General features: G+C 60.5%; 14 protein-coding genes. 11 read left to right on the top strand and 3 right to left on the bottom strand.

Going from position 1 to position 16,126, the window contains the following annotated elements; translation table 11 throughout:
• Positions 1-48: 48 nt before the first annotated feature.
• The 7 genes from IB279_RS26315 to IB279_RS26285 are packed head-to-tail and all read left to right on the top strand — an operon-like array spanning position 49 to position 7,481.
• Positions 49-1,086 carry an ABC transporter substrate-binding protein gene (locus IB279_RS26315; RefSeq protein WP_089045361.1) on the top strand — a complete coding sequence of 346 codons (1,038 nt, stop codon included), beginning with the start codon at positions 49-51 and terminating at the stop codon, positions 1,084-1,086.
• A gap of 13 nt (positions 1,087-1,099) precedes the next feature.
• The gene (locus IB279_RS26310) at positions 1,100-2,332 is read left to right on the top strand and encodes an acyl-CoA dehydrogenase family protein (RefSeq protein ID WP_113188435.1); all 1,233 of its coding nucleotides are present in this window, start codon (positions 1,100-1,102) and stop codon (positions 2,330-2,332) included.
• Between the two features lie 10 nt (positions 2,333-2,342).
• Positions 2,343-3,377, top strand: coding sequence for an ABC transporter substrate-binding protein (locus tag IB279_RS26305; protein ID WP_192339981.1), 1,035 nt, complete (start codon positions 2,343-2,345; stop codon positions 3,375-3,377).
• Positions 3,374-4,252 (top strand): NAD(P)H-binding protein, encoded by an 879-nt coding sequence (locus tag IB279_RS26300; protein WP_034791569.1) that lies wholly within the window; start codon positions 3,374-3,376, stop codon positions 4,250-4,252. The genes IB279_RS26305 and IB279_RS26300 overlap by 4 nt, the downstream gene beginning before the upstream one ends.
• Entirely contained in the window at positions 4,249-5,499 is a 1,251-nt protein-coding gene (locus tag IB279_RS26295) for an NAD(P)/FAD-dependent oxidoreductase (protein WP_192339979.1), read from the top strand. The genes IB279_RS26300 and IB279_RS26295 overlap by 4 nt, the downstream gene beginning before the upstream one ends.
• A 17-nt stretch (positions 5,500-5,516) precedes the next feature.
• On the top strand, positions 5,517-6,167 hold the full coding sequence (locus IB279_RS26290) for an NAD(P)-dependent oxidoreductase (RefSeq protein ID WP_034791565.1): 651 nt from the start codon (positions 5,517-5,519) through the stop codon (positions 6,165-6,167).
• 15 nt (positions 6,168-6,182) lie between these two features.
• Positions 6,183-7,481: an NtaA/DmoA family FMN-dependent monooxygenase gene (locus tag IB279_RS26285; protein ID WP_113188434.1), complete on the top strand. Its 1,299-nt coding sequence runs from the start codon at positions 6,183-6,185 to the stop codon at positions 7,479-7,481.
• Positions 7,482-7,623: 142 nt separating this feature from the next.
• On the opposite strand, the gene IB279_RS26280 is transcribed toward IB279_RS26285, so the two are convergent.
• From IB279_RS26280 to IB279_RS26270, 3 genes are all read right to left on the bottom strand, one after another.
• Positions 7,624-7,866 (bottom strand): glucokinase, encoded by a 243-nt coding sequence (locus IB279_RS26280; protein ID WP_192339977.1) that lies wholly within the window; start codon positions 7,864-7,866, stop codon positions 7,624-7,626.
• A 216-nt stretch (positions 7,867-8,082) separates the two neighbouring features.
• Entirely contained in the window at positions 8,083-9,093 is a 1,011-nt protein-coding gene (locus IB279_RS26275; protein WP_113188432.1) for an HAD family phosphatase, read from the bottom strand.
• Between the two features lie 86 nt (positions 9,094-9,179).
• Entirely contained in the window at positions 9,180-10,865 is a 1,686-nt protein-coding gene (locus IB279_RS26270) for an arylsulfatase (protein WP_113188431.1), read from the bottom strand.
• 504 nt (positions 10,866-11,369) lie between these two features.
• Here IB279_RS26270 and IB279_RS26265 point away from each other — a divergent pair.
• The 4 genes from IB279_RS26265 (at position 11,370) to IB279_RS26250 (ending at position 15,830) form a co-directional block, all read left to right on the top strand.
• On the top strand, positions 11,370-13,175 hold the full coding sequence (locus IB279_RS26265; protein WP_246802141.1) for a sensor histidine kinase: 1,806 nt from the start codon (positions 11,370-11,372) through the stop codon (positions 13,173-13,175).
• On the top strand, positions 13,172-13,813 hold the full coding sequence (locus tag IB279_RS26260; protein ID WP_113188430.1) for a response regulator transcription factor: 642 nt from the start codon (positions 13,172-13,174) through the stop codon (positions 13,811-13,813). Before IB279_RS26265 ends, IB279_RS26260 begins: the two co-directional genes overlap by 4 nt.
• An 80-nt stretch (positions 13,814-13,893) precedes the next feature.
• Positions 13,894-14,328 carry a response regulator transcription factor gene (locus IB279_RS26255; RefSeq protein WP_113188429.1) on the top strand — a complete coding sequence of 145 codons (435 nt, stop codon included), beginning with the start codon at positions 13,894-13,896 and terminating at the stop codon, positions 14,326-14,328.
• Positions 14,325-15,830, top strand: a complete 1,506-nt coding sequence (locus tag IB279_RS26250; protein ID WP_246802121.1) for an arylsulfatase — start codon at positions 14,325-14,327, stop codon at positions 15,828-15,830. The genes IB279_RS26255 and IB279_RS26250 overlap by 4 nt, the downstream gene beginning before the upstream one ends.
• Positions 15,831-16,126 lie beyond the last annotated feature (296 nt).

Below are 16,126 nucleotides of genomic sequence, written 5' to 3'. Positions count from 1 at the left end.
ACGAAAAACGCTTCCCGGCACACCCCATCGAAGACAGCGGAGAACCTCGTGACAAAAAATGCCATCTCGCAAATCTGGTACACGCGCTGCCCTGTCCCGACACCCGTGGGGCTCGCCACCCAGCTCGGCCTGCTCGACAAGGCGTTTGCCACGGAGGGCATTACGCTCAACTCGATCATCGACAGCAAGGACCGCTCCGTCCGATCCAGCCACTTCGATCACCATCTCGATTATTCGTTTCGCCATGGCGGCAACGTCCCGCCGATCCGCGCCCGCTCGGAAGGCAACCCGACGCGGCTCGTCGGCATCACCTGGACCGACGAATTCCAGGCCATCATCACGTTGCCCGAGACCGGGATCAAAACGACGCGCGATCTTGTCGGCCGGCGCTTCGGCATTGCGCGCCGACCACCCGGTATCGTCGACTTCATGGCAGCTACGGCGCTGAAGGGCCTGGTTTCCGCTCTGTCTCTCGAAGGGCTCACGCCCTCCGATGTCGAGATCGTCGATATCCCGCTTTCCGAAAGCGTTCTTGATGGCAGGGAGGGCCCGCAGCTCTACGGCCTCAGAAACCGGCAGGCCTACGGGCCGGAAGCGGCCGCACTGCTGCGCGGTGAGGTGGACGCGATTTATGTCAAAGGCACGCCCGGTATTGCCGTCGCCAATCTCTTTGCGGCTCACACGGTCGCGGAATTCGGTTTCCACCCGGACCCGAAGATCCGCATCAATTCCGGCTCCCCTCGGGTGCTGACCGTCGACGAAAGGCTCGCTGAAGATCGCCCCGATCTCGTCGCCAAGCTGATCGCGACCTTGAAACAGGCCGGCTCATGGGCCGAAGAGCACCCCGACGAGGTGCGTCGCTTTGTTGCCCGCGAAGTCGGCGCCTCAGAAGAGGTCGTGGCTGCGGCTAACGGTCCGGATCTCCACAAACATCTCGGCATCGGCCTCGAACCGGAACTCGTCGCGGCGATCGGACACTACAAGGACTTCCTGCATGAATGGGGGTTCCTCGCGAGCAACTTCGACATCGACCAATGGGTCGACCAGCGCCCCTGGGCGGAACTCGACGCCCGCGCTGTCGCCTGAACGAGTAAAGCCGATGACCGACCCCACACGTTTCGAACCGGTGATTGCCACGGCCGAAGAACTCGGAAAACGCTTCGCCCTGACAGCACGCCACTATGATGAAACTGGCGAATTCCCCTTCGCCAATTTCGACGCGCTGCACGAGGCGGGGCTGCTTGGCCTGGTCACAGCGCTCGAACACGGGGGCCTCGGCGGTGGACTTACGGAAGCGCTGGCGGTCGTCTCGGCAATCGCGCGTGGAGAGCCATCGACTGCTCTCGTTCTTTCGATGCACTACAATCAGCACTTTTCGGTGCGAACCTCAGGCAAGTGGCCGCCCCACCTTGTCGAGCGTGTAACCCGGGCCAATCGCGAGGGTGTCGCGCTCATCAATGCGGCACAGGTGGAGCCGCGCGTCGGTTCGCCATCGCATGGTTCCTTGCCCGAAACGATTGCCCGCCGCGTTGGCGATCAGTGGCGCATTACGGGCCACAAGACTTACGCCACCGGCATCCCGCTCTTGCGCTGGGTGTCTGTGCTTGCGGTTACTGACGAGCCGGAGCCGAGGCTGGGCTCATTCCTCGTTCCGACATCGGCCGATGGCATCCGCGTCGAAAAAACCTGGAACGCAACGGGCATGCGAGCAACCAACAGCGACGACCTGATCCTCGACGACGTCGCGATCCCGCTCGCCGATGTTCTCGACATCGCGCCGGCGAGCGAAGGCCTGAAACGTGACGAGCGCATGGGCGCCTGGTATTTCTCACTGGTCCCCGCGATCTACGACGGTGCTGCCCGCGGGGCACGCGACTGGCTGATCGAATTTACGACCTCGCGCGCACCGGCAAGCCTCGGCGCACCGCTCTCCACCGTTCCCCGCATCCAGGATGGCCTTGGCGAAATCGAGGTCTTGCTGACGGTCAACCGCCGGCTCCTGCGCTCGATCGCCGAGGATTTCGATGCGGGGCGCCCCTTCGGCGCCGATGCCGCCGCGGTCAAACACACGGTCATCGCCAACGCGATCACCGTGACGACCCTTGCGCTCGAACTGGGCGGTAACCCCGGCATCAGTCGCGACAATCCGTTGGAACGCCATCATCGCGACGCGCTTTCCGGCAAGGCGCACGCGCCGCAAAACAACCTGATCCGGACGATGCTTGCCAAGGCTGCGTTCAGCCGGCATGCCGCAACACCTGCGGTTGCGCTCGAGCCGGTCCCCGTTCGACCTCCCCAGCAACCTCGTCTTGCCGTCGTCGGCGGCCGCTAGGAGTTCCCTGATGTCTTCCCTCTCTTCCGTCTGGTACACGCGCTGCCCCGCCCCGACACCATTGTCGATCGCCCATCAGCTCGGCTGGATCGACAGACAGTTTGAGAACGCCGGCGTTGCCGTCCGCTCGATCCGCGACAGCAAGGATCCGTCGGTCCGCCAGAGCCATTTTACCCATGCGCTCGATTACTCGTTCCGACAGGGCGGCAACATTCCGCCGATCTGGGCGCGGTCCGGCGGCCGCGCCACACGCGTTGTCGGCATCACCACGACAGACGAGTTCCAGGCGATTATCGCGCTTCCAGGTTCCGGGATCGCTGTCGCGAAGGACTTGAAAGGCCGCCGCATCGGTGTACCACGCAAGCCCAGTTCCGACGTCGTCGACTTCCAGCGGGCCACCGCCTTGAAAGGCATCGTCTCGGCGCTTTCGCTCGACGGCCTTGATCACGGTGATGTCGAACTCGTCTATCTCGACACCAACGAGGGCAACCTCATCGAACGGGGCAACGCCGCCTTCCTGGGCCTGAAGCGCCGATATCCCTATGGCGAGGAACTCTTGGCCCTGGCCTCGGGCAAGATCGACGCTTTCTTCGTCAAAGGTGCAGAAGGCATCGTGCTCGCCAATCAGATCGGTGCAGTTGTGGTGGCGGAATTCGGTTTCCATCCGGATCCAAAGATCCGCATCAACAATGGCACGCCAAGGCCGCTGACAGTCGACGCCCGCTTTCTTGACCAGCATTTCGACCTCGTCGTCGATCTTGTGTCGACCGTCGCCAGTGTTGGTGATTGGGCGGCCTCGAACCCGGACACAGCAGTTCGGTTCATCGCCAACGAGATGGGCGTCGGCGAGGACGCCGTCTGGGCGGCGAACGGCGCGGACGTCCACCGTCATCTCGGTCTGGCGTTGGACGAAAACCAGATCGCCGCGTTCGACCACTTCAAGCGCTTCCTTCTCGATTGGCAGTTCATTCCGGCCGATTTCGACGTCTTCAGTTGGATTGATCGCCGACCGCTAGAGGCCGCCTTGCAGCGGGCCGCCGCATGAGTGAGAGGCCGATCCTCGTTACTGGCGCCACCGGCAAGCTTGGGCGCCTCGTTGTCGAACGACTTCTCGCACGCGGACAACCGGTTCGCGTCTTTACCCGACGCCCGGAGACGGCACGTGCCCTGTTCGGTGAAACTCTGCAGATTGCCGCAGGTGATTTTGGCGACCGCGCCGCGCTCGACACGGCCGTTCGAGGCGTCGGACGCCTTCTTCTGTTATCCCCCATCAGCACGAGGCTCGTCACGGACCAGGTCGCCGTCGCCGATGCTGCCGTCGCCGCAAATGTTGCCCGCATCGTCAAGATCTCGGGCTCCGACTGGACGATCGAGCCGCCAGGGAATTCTATCTCCGGTGAAGCGCACGCTGCCGTGGAACGGCACTTGAATGGCCTTCCGACCGAGGCTGTTTCGCTTCGTCCCAATGCCTGGATGCAGGTCTCGCTCGCCAACACCATCCGGAACGCGATCACGAACAGTCAGGTCGTCGCAGCCAACCTCGACGCCGGCATCGGCTACATCGACGCGCGCGACATCGCCGATGTCGCCGTGCACCAACTTCTGGCCGATCGCATTCGGGGGCGCACGCTCAACCTCACCGGCCCGGACGTGGTGTCGTTCCGGCAGGTCGCCGCTCTGCTGACGGCTGCATTGAAACGGCCGGTTGCTGCCCTCGAGAAGCCGCCCCGGACGGTTCCAAAAGAGGGTGACTTCGAACACCGCGCCGTTGCGCAATTCGTAAGATTGATCGCTGCCGGTCGCGCCGCGACGACGACCGACGTCGTTCCAACGCTGCTTGGCCGTTCGCCCCGTACCGTCGCCGACTTCATCCTCGAACAAGTGACCGCCGAAACCGCGGTCCCCGAGTACCAGCCATGACCATACCCTTCATCGACGTCGCCATCATCGGTGGGGGACCGGGTGGGCTCGCCCTGGCGCAAGGCCTCAAGAAGAATGGCATCGACACCGCCGTCTTCGAGCGCGACCAGGTCCGGTCGGACTATGTGCAGGGTTTCCGCATGCGGATCCGGCAACGGGGCATCGACGCGCTTCAGGCGAACCTTCCGGCGCACCTCTTTCAAGCCTTCCTTGATACGCTCGGGCTTGCGCCGACGGAAAACCTTGTTCTCGATGAGACATTCCAAAGGCTCGAGAACACGAGCCAGGGATCAGGCGAACCCGAAGATACGCATATCGAGAAATCGGTCAGCCGCATCACGCTACGCCAGATCCTCCTGTCCGGGCTCGACGGCCTTTTTCACACAGGCAAACGGTTCGAGCGCTATGAGCAGCTTGCCGACGGAACCGTGCTTGCGCATTTTTCCGACGGCTCGGCCGTACACGCCAATCTTCTGGTCGGGGCCGACGGGGCGGGATCGGCGGTGCGTCGCCAACTCCTGCCTGACCTCAAGAGCATCGACACTGGGGTACGCCGGTTGGCCGGCAAGATCACGATCGATGAAGCGGAACGACAGGGCATTTCACCGCTGCTGACCGAGTTCAATACCAACATCCGCCCGCGCGACGGTCGTGGTCTGATGATCACCAGCCATCGGGTGGATCCGTCTGCCTATGCGCGTCACGATTTCATAGGCAGGGAAGATCCCGGCCATGCCGATATCCCTGGCTTCCACTTCAACAACTCCACCAGCTACACCTGGTGGAACACGGCCTATGATACGGATGAACTCGGGCCGGACGAACTGCTCGAACGGCTCAACGGCGCGGCCCTCATCGAAACGCTGCTTCACCGTATCCGTCACTGGGATGAGCGCATCCTGGACCTCATTCGCCACAGCGACCCGTCGACGGTCGCCTTCCTCAAGGTCAAGAGCTCCACACCCGGCGCGGTATGGCAAAGCGGTCCGGTGACGCTACTCGGCGACGCGATCCACGCGATGACCTATTTCCGCGCGCTTGGCGGCAACACCGCCCTCTACGATTCCGGATTGCTCGTACGCGAACTCGTCGCCGCAAGGCGCCAAGGCAAGCCACTGCTTGCGGCCTTAAACGACTACGAAAACGCCATGCGCGAACACGGCTACGAGGCCGTACGGTCGTCGCTTTCCGCCATGCAGCGCAATGTCGGCGCCAATCAACCGCTCAAGGCGATACCTGCCCTCTAGCCTCAGGAAAATCGATCATGTCCATTGTCGTCTTCGGCGCCTCAGGAAACATCGGCAGCAACATCCGCAAGGAAGCTCTTTCGCGAAATCACCGCGTGACAGCCGTGACGCGCTCTTCAAACCTGGAACCTGCCGAGCGTCTCACGGCACTGAAGGCGGACATTGCCGATCCGGAGGAAGTGGCAAAGATCTCCGCCGGCCACGATGCGGTCATCAGTGCCTATAGTCCCGGTCTGCGCCGCCATTCGGCGGAAGATGCCGCGGTTCTCATCGAGAATGCACATGCTTCCCTGTTTGAAGGCGTCAAGCGCGCCGGCGTCCGCCGCATCATCATCGTCGGCGGCGTCGGAAGCCTCCAGGCAAGCCCCGGCGTCGACGTGGTCGACAGTGATTTCTACCCGGCGGACCACAAGGCTCACACGCTGCGCAACCGAGAGATCCTGCGCAGTCTGAAACGCGGCGAGCACGATCTCGACTGGACCTATGTATCCCCGCCTCTTTCGATCAAGGCCGGCGAAAGAACCGGCCGTTTCAGGCTCGGCGAGGATGCGCTTCTGCGAGACGATACGGGCGAAAGCCGGATTTCCGAAGCCGATTTCGCCGTCGCCATTCTCGATGAACTCGACAAGGGACAGTTCATCCGCCGCCGCTTCACCGCGGCCTATTGAAGGACCTCAATTCGCATGCCCCGCACGCTCAATCTCAATGTCGGCATCAACACGACAGGCTATCTGCCGGCCGCCTGGAAATATCGCAGCGGGAGCCGCCACGACATCTATGACCCTCAATACTACAGACGCCTGACGGAACTCGCCCACAAAGGTCTGTTCGACGCCGTGTTCTTTTCCGATCATCCGGCCTTGATGACCGACCCGAACAGCCGACCATTCCATACCATCGACCCGCTCATCCTCTGTACGGCGCTTGCGGCACAGGTGCCCGACATCGGCTTCGTCGCAACCATGTCGTCCACATACAATTCGCCCTATAATCTCGCCCGCCGCACCCAGTCGACGGATATCGTGGCCGGTGGCCGGCTGATCATCAACATCGTCTCGTCATTCAATCCGAATGTGGCTGCCAACTTCGGCTCGGCGCCGCTGCCCCCACGAGCCGAGCGCTACGCCAAAGCTTCCGAATTTCTCGATGTTGCCAAGAAACTCTGGGCAAGCTGGGATCCCGCCCGCGACGGCCATGTGCCCGACGAACGGTTTTGGGATGCGGCGAGTGCGCATGCGATCGACCACGAAGGCGATCATTTCGCAGTGAAGGGACCGCTGAACGTGCCGCGTGGCCCGCAAGGCCATCCGGTAATCGCGCAGGCAGGCGCGTCCGAAGGTGGTATCGAGCTCGCCGCCCGCCATGGCGAGATCATTTATTGCAACATCCTCTCCCGCCCTGCTGGCCAGGCCTTCGGCAAGAAGGTAAGGGATCGCGCTGCAGCCATCGGTCGCGACCCGAAGGGCATTAAGATCGTGCCCGGGGTGGTGGTGATCCTTGGCGAGACGAAAGAGGAGGCGTTGCGAAAACACGAACTCTTCAGCGGCGCGGGCTCGGAGGACGGCCTGCTCGCACGCTTCGTCAGGGAGAACGGTATTGATCCCAACGGTTTCGATCCGGATGCCATTCTGGATGCCGAGCGTTTCGTTCCGGATCCCAACCGTCTTCAGGCGGTCGGAATGGGCCTTGGTCTCTCCGATCTGCTGACACATGAGAAGTTGACGGCCAGGCAGGCTGTGCGCCGCTCGGAAGGGCACCACCGCCTCCTGCTCGGGACGCCGGAACAGGTCGCCGATGCGCTCATCGACCTCTGGGCAGACGGCACCGTCGACGGCTACACGCTTCAGCCGCCCCGGGCACCTGATGACATCGAAGAATTCGTGAAAAAGGTCGTCCCGATCCTCCAGGACCGCGGTGTTTATCGTAACCGTTACGAGGAACAAACCATTCGCGAGCGCTATGCATTGCCATTTCCGTACTAGTACAGACAGGCCCCGATGCGCCTCAGGCCCAATTCATTGGGCCGGCCACCCTCATCAACCGGATCACCATTCCCGCGCAAAGCCGATGCCAAGGCCGGCGGAGATCGAACCTATGGGTTTGTGTTTGCCGTCGCCGCTGGTGTCAATCGTTGACGTTCGGGCCCGACGTCAGCCTCAGCCAATCTGCACAGCCGTAAAGCGTCGTCCCGTCATCGGAATGCAGATGAATTGGAAAGGTTTCTATGAAGTCGGCCATGCGACCCTTGGCGCGAAACGCGGACAGGAACGTCGGATCGTCCATCAAAAGCGGTTGAAGGGCGCGCGAAACGCCGCCCGAGAGATAAAGGCCGGCGATCGGCAGGTAGACCAGTGCGAATCTCCGCATACGCGTCCGAGGAAGCGTAAGAACAGCAGGGCCGCGGCCACGCAATCCTCGTCCTGCTGCACAGGGTTTAAGGCGCACCCGCCATCCTGGGAGACCGCGCACGCGGGTCAGAACGCACGACGAGAGGTTTCGGCCAGAGTCTTGGCCGAAACTGTTTCGGTTCGTTCGAGCCTAGCTTCACCAAAGCCCCCGGTATAAGTCGCTGAGCCAGCGCTCCTACTTCTGCGGAAAGATCTCCTTCCAATCCGCCTTCATGTCGACCACGGTCCATTTGTTTATCGCAGCCGCTTCAAGTGCCTCGTCGAGGTGGCCGAATTCGGATTGTCGATCGTATGCGTATTCGCGCTCTGCGTCGGTGTGGTGAATGATCATCCCGAGCCGCACGGAGCCACCGGTCATCGTCGTCCATTGCAGCATTTCCAGGTCGCCATCGGAGTTGCCAAAGGCGGCGATCGGCCGGCGGCCGATATGCGCATTTATCCCAGCAGGTTTGCCTGCCTTGTCATCGATGAAATTGACCTGTGGCAGGCGGAAGAGCGTCGGCATTCCATCACGCATTTCGAACTGCGTCTTGATCGACGAGCCGACGATCTGTTCAGGTGGAACGCCGTAGACCTTTTCGGCCCAAGGCCGCACAAACTCAATCCCACCGCCAGAGACGACGAAAGTCTTGAAGCCGTTGGCCCGCAGATAGCCGAGCAATTCGAGCATCGGCTGGTAGACCAGCTCAGTGTAGGGCTTCTTGTACTTCGGGTCGCGCGCGCTGGCTATCCAGTCGGAAGCGACTTTCTCGAACTCATCGCTGGTCATTCCGCCATGGGTCGCCAATATCAGTTCGATGAGGCCTTTTTCGCCGGATGCAGCGAGTGTCTTGATGTCGTTTTCAAGAACCGCCTTGAAAGGCTGCGTGTCCTTCCATTCCGGATGGGACGGAGCCTGCGCCTTCACCCGGTCAAGGGCGAAGGCGAGCTGAACGTACATCGGGTGCTCGACCCACAAAGTACCGTCATTGTCGAATACGGCGATGCGCTCCGGTTCCGGAACGAAGTCGGGCGAGTTTTCCGTCGTTGCCTTCTTAACGAATGAGACAATGGCCGCCTTTGGGGCAGTGTCGTTCCACGACGGCAGGGGGTCGGTCTGGGCACGCGCGGAGGCAACACCAAACAACGTTGCCAGCCCCAACAAGACACCACTGGCTAGTCTGAGGATGTTGCGTGCGACAATCATAGCGACTCCTCCATTATTATAAGTCCAGATTCTCCTTGGGAGGCTGCAACGTGGCAAACCGCCCGCGCGGCGTCGAGCACTGACATCTAGTTCCCTGGCTTGTTCCTAATTGCGGTCTCGATCTGCTTCTTGACGGCATCAAGGTTGAATGACGCCGGGTCTTGCATCGGCGGATAGTCGATTGCCGTCAGCGCCAGTTTCGCGACCTCCTGCTGAACGCTGACAAAGCGCCAGAACTCACGAGCGAAGAAGTCGTTCATATACCCCCCGCCTTGGTCATTGAGGCTTTGCTGTCCAATCGATGGCGTCCGCTCAAACGGGTCTTGGCGGATATTCACCATGGTGGGCATGTCAGTTGTTACCTTTTCGCCCGGCCAGCCGCGCGGCTGCTGGAAGAACTGGAACTTGAAGTTGTCGATGCGAACCGCCCCCAGAGAGGGGCCGCCGAAGTAGAAAAACTCGTGCCGCGCCGACGGTCCGTTGCCCTGCAGCAGGTCCAACTGGTTGTAGCCGTCGAGGTGGTTCTTGTAGGTCCGGCCACTCAGTTCCTTCCCTTTCAAAAGTTCGTCGGTGATGTTCGCGTTGCCGGCTGCCGCCAGGAGTGTGGGGAACCAATCGAGAGCGGAGAAGATGCCGTTTTCCACGGTTCCTGGCTTGACCTTGCCCGGCCAGCGGATGATTGCCGGTGCTCGAAAACCACCTTCCATCACCGTGCCCTTGGTGCCCTTGAACGGGGTCATGCCACCATCTGGCCAGGTGAACACTTCGGCACCATTGTCAGTTGTGAAGACAAGAATGGTGTTGTCGGTTTCGCCCGCATCCTCTACGCACTTCATGATGGCCCCGACGCTGTCATCCAGTTGCGCCATGCCGGCCTCTTCGAGGCCATAATTGCTGTCGCTATTCATCAGCCCCTGATACTTTGGCGACAGAAACGTCCAGACGTGCATGCGTGTCGTGTTGTGCCAGACAAAGAACGGTTTGCCATCCGTCTTGGCCTTGTCCATGAAGTCACACGAGGCTTTGACCAGGACTTCGTCGAACGTCCCCATGTCGTACTTAGCCTTGGGTGTGATGTCATGCATGTTGGGGACGTTGGTCATATCGGCGTATGGTGCCAGAGGTCCCTCGTCGACGATCCGCTGCTTGCCGATCTTACCCCAACGCGGTTGCTCAGTTGTGTCGTCGGTGTCGGTCGCAAAGCTGCGCACCAAACTGCGCGGGCCGACTTTGTCGCGGTACGACTGTTCATTCGGGAAGGAATACCAATATGGATCCGACATCGCGTCGAGATGATAGAGGTACCCGAAAAATTCATCGAAGCCGTGCAGCGTGGGCAGGAACTTGTTCAAATCGCCGAGATGATTCTTACCGAATTGCCCGGTGGCGTAGCCCTCGGCTTTAAGGGCACTGGCAATGGTTGCAGCCTTGTCTGGCATACCGACGTCTGCGCCCGCTTGCCCGACCGTCGTCAAGCCAGTGCGCAACGGGATTTCGCCGGTAATGAAGCTTGCTCGGCCCGCCGTGCAGCTCGCCTCCGCGTAGTAGTCGGTAAATAACATGCCCTCGGACGCAAGCTTGTCGAGGTTTGGCGTCTTGCCGGACATGATTCCCCGGTGATAGGCGCCAATGTTGAACCAGCCAACATCATCGCCCATGATGACGACGATGTTCGGCTTTCGTTGATCTTGCGCGGCTGCCGGTAAAGTTGCTGTTGTGGCAACGACAGCGGAAGCCAGCAGACTATACCATGTGGTTTTTGTCCTGCTCATGGTCTGGATTCCTCCCTGGCTGCCCGAAACGGGCCGGCAGTCTGCGCCCCATTGAAAACGCGCCTCAAGCGCATCCCTTGCTGCTGAAAGGCGACGCAAGGGCGGATCCCTCAAGAAGGTTCCCCGTCGATCCTGTCCGAACCGCTCTGCTCAAGGGGGTGCTTGCCGGCCCTTGCGGCAAAATCAGCGAGCGCCGCCGGTCGCGAATTCACTCTGAAATCAATCGAAAGAACTGAAGCAGTATCGAAATTCGGACGTCGCGGGTGACGAACGCTACTCATCGCGAGCACCCTACCGAACAGCGAACCGAAGCGATATTGTACCTTGGGGCAACCGTAATCCCTGATGAACTGCTTCATCCTTTTGGGTCGGTTGTGAGGGCGGCACGGCTTTGCTATTTGTCGACGAGCTTTTCGGGGCAAGGCAATGGGCCTGGTGCGCAATTGGACGACGCGATCGCGCCGGCTAGCTTGGCGCGGGGCTTTCTGCTGCGTTTTTCTGGGAATGATTGTCGCAGGATCATCCGCGTCCAATGAGATTGCGGGTCGGGTTCCACGGGTTCTAATTCTCTACCCTTACGACGAGCGTATAGCCGCGACGACCGCAGCTGGAGAGGCCGTGAGGACGCGTCTCATCGGCGCCACCAAGGGAAAGATCGATCTCTTTTCCGAATTTCTCGATCTCTCCAGATTTCCAGAGACGGAGCATGTCGGGCGAATGGCAAGGTATCTAGCGGCGAAGTATGCGGATCACCGCCCCGACGTGGTGGTTGCGCTCGGCGAAGAATCAGCGCGATTTATCGCGGCGAACCGTGAAGACCTTGCCGACGGTGCAAAGATTATCGTCGCCGGCATCAGCAGATCCTCTGCCGACGAAATGGACCTGCCGAGCGATGTGGTCGGAGCCTTCAGCGAGTTTCATATCGCCAAGACCGCGGAGATGGCCCGTCGCCTGCAGCCGGAGGCGCGCCATCTCTTTATTATCGGCGGGTCTTCAGAATTCGACCGTTCGTGGCTCGCGACCGCGCGGGCCGACCTTGCGGCTTTTTCCCGGAATTACGAAACGACCTATCTGGAGGACTTGACGATTGACGAGTTCACCAGGCGGGCCGCCGAGCTTCCCCGCGACAGCATCGTTCTGGCGCTGACGATCTTCAAGGATCGCGACGGCCGCAATTTCATTCCGCGTGAAGCGGTCAGACAAATCGCGACGACTGCCAGTGCGCCGATCTATGGTCCCTATCTCACATACATTGACTACGGCATAGTCGGAGGGAGCGTAGTCACCTTCGAGTCCCTCGGTAAGACAGTGGCCGATCTCACGCTCGATGCCATTGCTGGCAAGCCGATCACTGATCTCGAATCCCCCCAAAGCTATGTCGCCGATGCGAGACAACTCCAACGCTGGGGGTTGTCGGAGAAGAACCTTCCTTCGGGCGCAAACCAGATGTTCAAGGAACTGAGCTTCTGGGAGCAGTACTGGCTCGCCACGATCGCGGCACTTGCGGTCATAGCAGCCCAAGGCAGCGTCATTGCGGGACTTCTTATCGAACGTCGCCGGCGACGCGCAGCGGAGACCGAAGCGCGCCATCGACTTCTCGAAGTGGTTCATCTCAATCAATCCGCAACTGCCGGCGCCCTTTCGGCGTCAATTGCACACGAACTCAACCAGCCGCTCGGTGCCATTCGCAGCAACGCCGAAGCGGCAGCGACGATCCTTCGGTCTGAACGGCCCAATCTGGAGCTGATCGACCAAATCCTTGCCGACATCCAGGACGACGACCAGCGCGCGCATGACGTCATTTCCGGAATGAGGGGCTTGCTTAAGAAACGCGGCGAGATCGACTGGCAGGAGTTCGATCTTAACGACGTGACGACGAGCGCGATCCGGATTCTGCACGGCGAAGCCGCGCGCAGGGGCGTGGTTGTCAGTTCGAACCATGCCCCACGCCAACTGCCAATGCGCGCCGACAGGGTTCATGTCCAGCAAGTCATTCTCAACCTCGCCACGAATGCGATGGACGCCATGCGAGACGTAGTCGCGTCTGAAAGGAGGCTCATGCTTGAAACGACGCTGACAGAGGAATCCAGGGTTGAACTCTCGATATCGGATACGGGTAGCGGTATCCCCGACGAGCAACTGGCCAGTATTTTCGAGCCATTCTATACCACGAAACCCTCCGGCACAGGGCTTGGCCTTTCTATCGCGAGGGCGATAGTCGAAACCTATGGCGGCACCATCTGGGCGGCCAACCGCCCTGAAGGCGGAGCAGTTTTCCGTGTTGTGTGGCCTCTGGCACGAAATGGGTGAAGCCATTGGAACCCGTCGTCCATATCGTCGATGACGACCAATCCTTCCGCACTGCCGTCGGTCGACTGCTTTCGGCGTCGGGCTTCCGCGTTGCCCTTTATGAAACTGGCAATGAGTTTCTCGCTCAGCTGGATGGTAACGAGCCCGGCTGCATTCTCCTCGACCTTGGACTGCCTGGGCTGAGTGGCTTGGATCTGCAGGAAAGGCTGATCGAAAGTGCGCCGCTGCTCCCGATCGTGTTTCTGACAGGGCAAGGCGACATCAAGACCAGTGTGCAAGCCATGAAGGCCGGCGCTGAAGATTTCCTGGAAAAACCGACCTCTAAAGAGGCACTGCTGGAAGCCGTCGAGCGGGCGTTACACCGCTGCGATACACGGCGTCTCGAGAAGGATCGCATCCATGGGCTCCGGGCACGTTTAGCGACGCTGACCCCGCGGGAGTTTGAGGTCTTTAGCTTGATCGTCCGCGGCAAGCTTAACAAGCAGATCGCCTATGCCCTCGGCACCTCGGAACGGACGATCAAGGCCCATCGCCACAACGTCATGGAAAAGCTTGGAGCGCGTTCGTTAGCCGAAACCGTGTCGATTGCAGAGAGGCTGGGACTTGTCGATCAAGCGGCCGATACGCTCTCAGGCTAGCCAAGAACGCCCCGCTTCACCAAAGGACAATAGTCAGTCATCGTATGTCGCCCTACCATCGAGCATGATCGGGGCTAGTCATGCTTTTCGTATTGGCTCCAGAAAGGTGTCAATTGGAAAGCCCACCGCGCACAGTGGCTGTCGTCGAAGACGATCCGAGCATGCGCAGGAGCGTTGAACGTCTGTTGAACGCAAATGGTTTTGCGACCGAAGGATATGCGTCGGCCGACACCTTTCTCAGCCGCGTCGATGCAAGTCGGATCGGCTGTCTGGTGCTCGATATCCATCTGGGCGGGATGTCCGGCGTCGAGCTGTCGCACCGCCTGAAGGCCTCCGGTGTCGATCTGTCGGTAATCTTCATAACTGCCGTAGAGGACGAGGCGCTCGAACGGGAGGTGATTAAGGCGGGCTGCGTGGCGTATCTGCACAAACCCTTCCCAGCCGAGTTCTTGATCAGCGCCGTCAACAGGGCGTTGACGGCTTCCCACAGTCAGGCAAGTGGAGGTCCGAGATGAAGTGGCAGTTGTGGCGGCGGACGCACGATGTCCTGATGATCGCATCGAGCCTCATTGCTCAGTGGTTGCCGGCCGAAACGGCAGTAGCTCAACAAACAAAGCCAAACATCCTGTTTATTCTTGCGGATAACGTCGGCTACGGCGACATCGGCGTTTACGGCGGTGGGGAGCTGCGTGGATCGCCAACGCCGCGCATCGATCGTCTCGCCACCGAGGGACTGCGGCTGACGCAGTTTCTGGTGGAGCCATCGTGCACGCCATCTCGCGCCGCGTTGATGACAGGACGCTACTCCATCCGCTCCGGGCTCTCACTGGTTGCGGTCCCAGGTACGCCGTTTTCGCTGCCAGAACAAGAAATCACCATGGCGGAGATGCTGAGCGAGGCTGGCTACGCCACCGCGATTTTCGGCAAGTGGCACCTGGGTGCCCAGGTATACAGCCAGCCACAGAACCAGGGTTTCGAAGAGTTCTATGGAATACCACCCGGTGACACGTGGGATGCCTTCGGCATGATCCGGCAGGGCCGTCAGACCAAGTCCGCTGACATTGCGCTCGACGAGGGACCGCATATTGTCGAGGCCAAACTAGGAGAGCCGTTAAGGCTGGTGAAACCCTACACCGAGGAGGTGCGTCGCGGGATCGACTGGGAGCTGGTGGATCACGGCGTCGACTTCATCCGGCGTCAAAAAGCTGCCGGAAAGCCGTTCTTCCTGTATTTGCCGATCTCCCGCACACATTTTCCGAATCTGCCCTCGAAACGTTTCGAAGGCGCGTCCCGCATCGGTCAGTTCGGCGATTCTCTGATGGAGGGCGATGCCATCGTTGGAGCAATGCTTGATGCGTTGAAGGAGCTTGGATTGGAGGATGACACCATTGTCATCTTCGCTTCCGACAATGGACCGGATGGCCCTGGAGCGAGTCGGTTTGGAACCGACATGCCGGACATGGGCACGACCGGCCCTTACCGCGGCGCGCTCGGCGACGTCAGTGAGGGTGCGATCCGCACCGCTGCAGTCATCCGTTGGCCGCGAAGGATCACACCGCGATCTTCGTACGCCATGTTCTCGATCATGGATTTCTTTCCCACCTTGGCGCACCTTGCGGGCGGAAACGTCCCGGGCGATCGACCAATCGACGGGATCGACCAGAGTGACCTGCTGTTGGGCCAAAACGAAAGCGGCCGTCGCGAGCATTTGTTGACCTTCGTCGGTTCCGAATTGGTCGCCGTACGCTGGAAGCAATTCCGAGCCTATTTCGTCGACGTGGTGTCCGGCCGCAGTGGCCCTGGCGGGGCAACATTGATGGGCGGGGTAGGATCCAGCGCGGCGCCGATGAACGGCTATCCGAAGGTGTTCAACATCGAGTCAGATCCTCAGGAGGAGCACAATATCGGCGAGATGTACAATTGGGTTCTCGGGCCTTTGCTAAAGGCTGTTGAGGAATACAAGGCGACGCTCGTACAGTCGCCTAACCCGCCAGCCGCGAACATGACAAAGTTTTGAGTGCCCGCATACTTAGAGAGGCGGTGTCGTCGCGACCGAGGGCGCTGCCACGCGGCCTCCCCCCAATGTCGATCCCAGATCCGGACTGGCAACGGGGCTCCGGCCCATCGATAGTCGATTGCGACCTTCAAAGCGGCCCGCGACCAGTTCACGCTGCCGCTCCAGCCCGTTTACACAGTCAGGGAACCTCGAAGAACATCTGAGTAGCGGTCATCCGGCTAAATCGCTTCCCCTAAGGACAATATCGCACCGTGCAAATTCGCGTAATCTCGCTTCCGACGAGTTGTTCGAGCAGC

Source organism: Ensifer sp. ENS06, assembly GCF_014852205.1.
In the GTDB taxonomy this organism is placed as follows: domain Bacteria; phylum Pseudomonadota; class Alphaproteobacteria; order Rhizobiales; family Rhizobiaceae; genus Ensifer; species Ensifer adhaerens.
The sequence above is the reverse complement of the archived record's forward strand: the minus strand, read 5'-3'. Positions and strand labels throughout refer to the sequence as shown.

Bases quoted from the DNA above. Each gene is read 5' to 3' on its own strand.
- IB279_RS26310 (WP_113188435.1), top strand. From the start codon at position 1,100: ATGACCGACCCCACACGTTTCGAACCGGTGATTGCCACGGCCGAAGAA.
- IB279_RS26270 (WP_113188431.1), bottom strand. From the start codon at position 10,865: ATGAGCAGGACAAAAACCACATGGTATAGTCTGCTGGCTTCCGCTGTC.
- IB279_RS26255 (WP_113188429.1), top strand. From the start codon at position 13,894: ATGCTTTTCGTATTGGCTCCAGAAAGGTGTCAATTGGAAAGCCCACCG.
- IB279_RS26305 (WP_192339981.1), top strand. From the start codon at position 2,343: ATGTCTTCCCTCTCTTCCGTCTGGTACACGCGCTGCCCCGCCCCGACA.
- IB279_RS26280 (WP_192339977.1), bottom strand. From the start codon at position 7,866: ATGCGGAGATTCGCACTGGTCTACCTGCCGATCGCCGGCCTTTATCTC.
- IB279_RS26265 (WP_246802141.1), top strand. From the start codon at position 11,370: ATGATTGTCGCAGGATCATCCGCGTCCAATGAGATTGCGGGTCGGGTT.
- IB279_RS26285 (WP_113188434.1), top strand. From the start codon at position 6,183: ATGCCCCGCACGCTCAATCTCAATGTCGGCATCAACACGACAGGCTAT.
- IB279_RS26295 (WP_192339979.1), top strand. From the start codon at position 4,249: ATGACCATACCCTTCATCGACGTCGCCATCATCGGTGGGGGACCGGGT.
- IB279_RS26250 (WP_246802121.1), top strand. From the start codon at position 14,325: ATGAAGTGGCAGTTGTGGCGGCGGACGCACGATGTCCTGATGATCGCA.
- IB279_RS26300 (WP_034791569.1), top strand. From the start codon at position 3,374: ATGAGTGAGAGGCCGATCCTCGTTACTGGCGCCACCGGCAAGCTTGGG.
- IB279_RS26275 (WP_113188432.1), bottom strand. From the start codon at position 9,093: ATGATTGTCGCACGCAACATCCTCAGACTAGCCAGTGGTGTCTTGTTG.
- IB279_RS26290 (WP_034791565.1), top strand. From the start codon at position 5,517: ATGTCCATTGTCGTCTTCGGCGCCTCAGGAAACATCGGCAGCAACATC.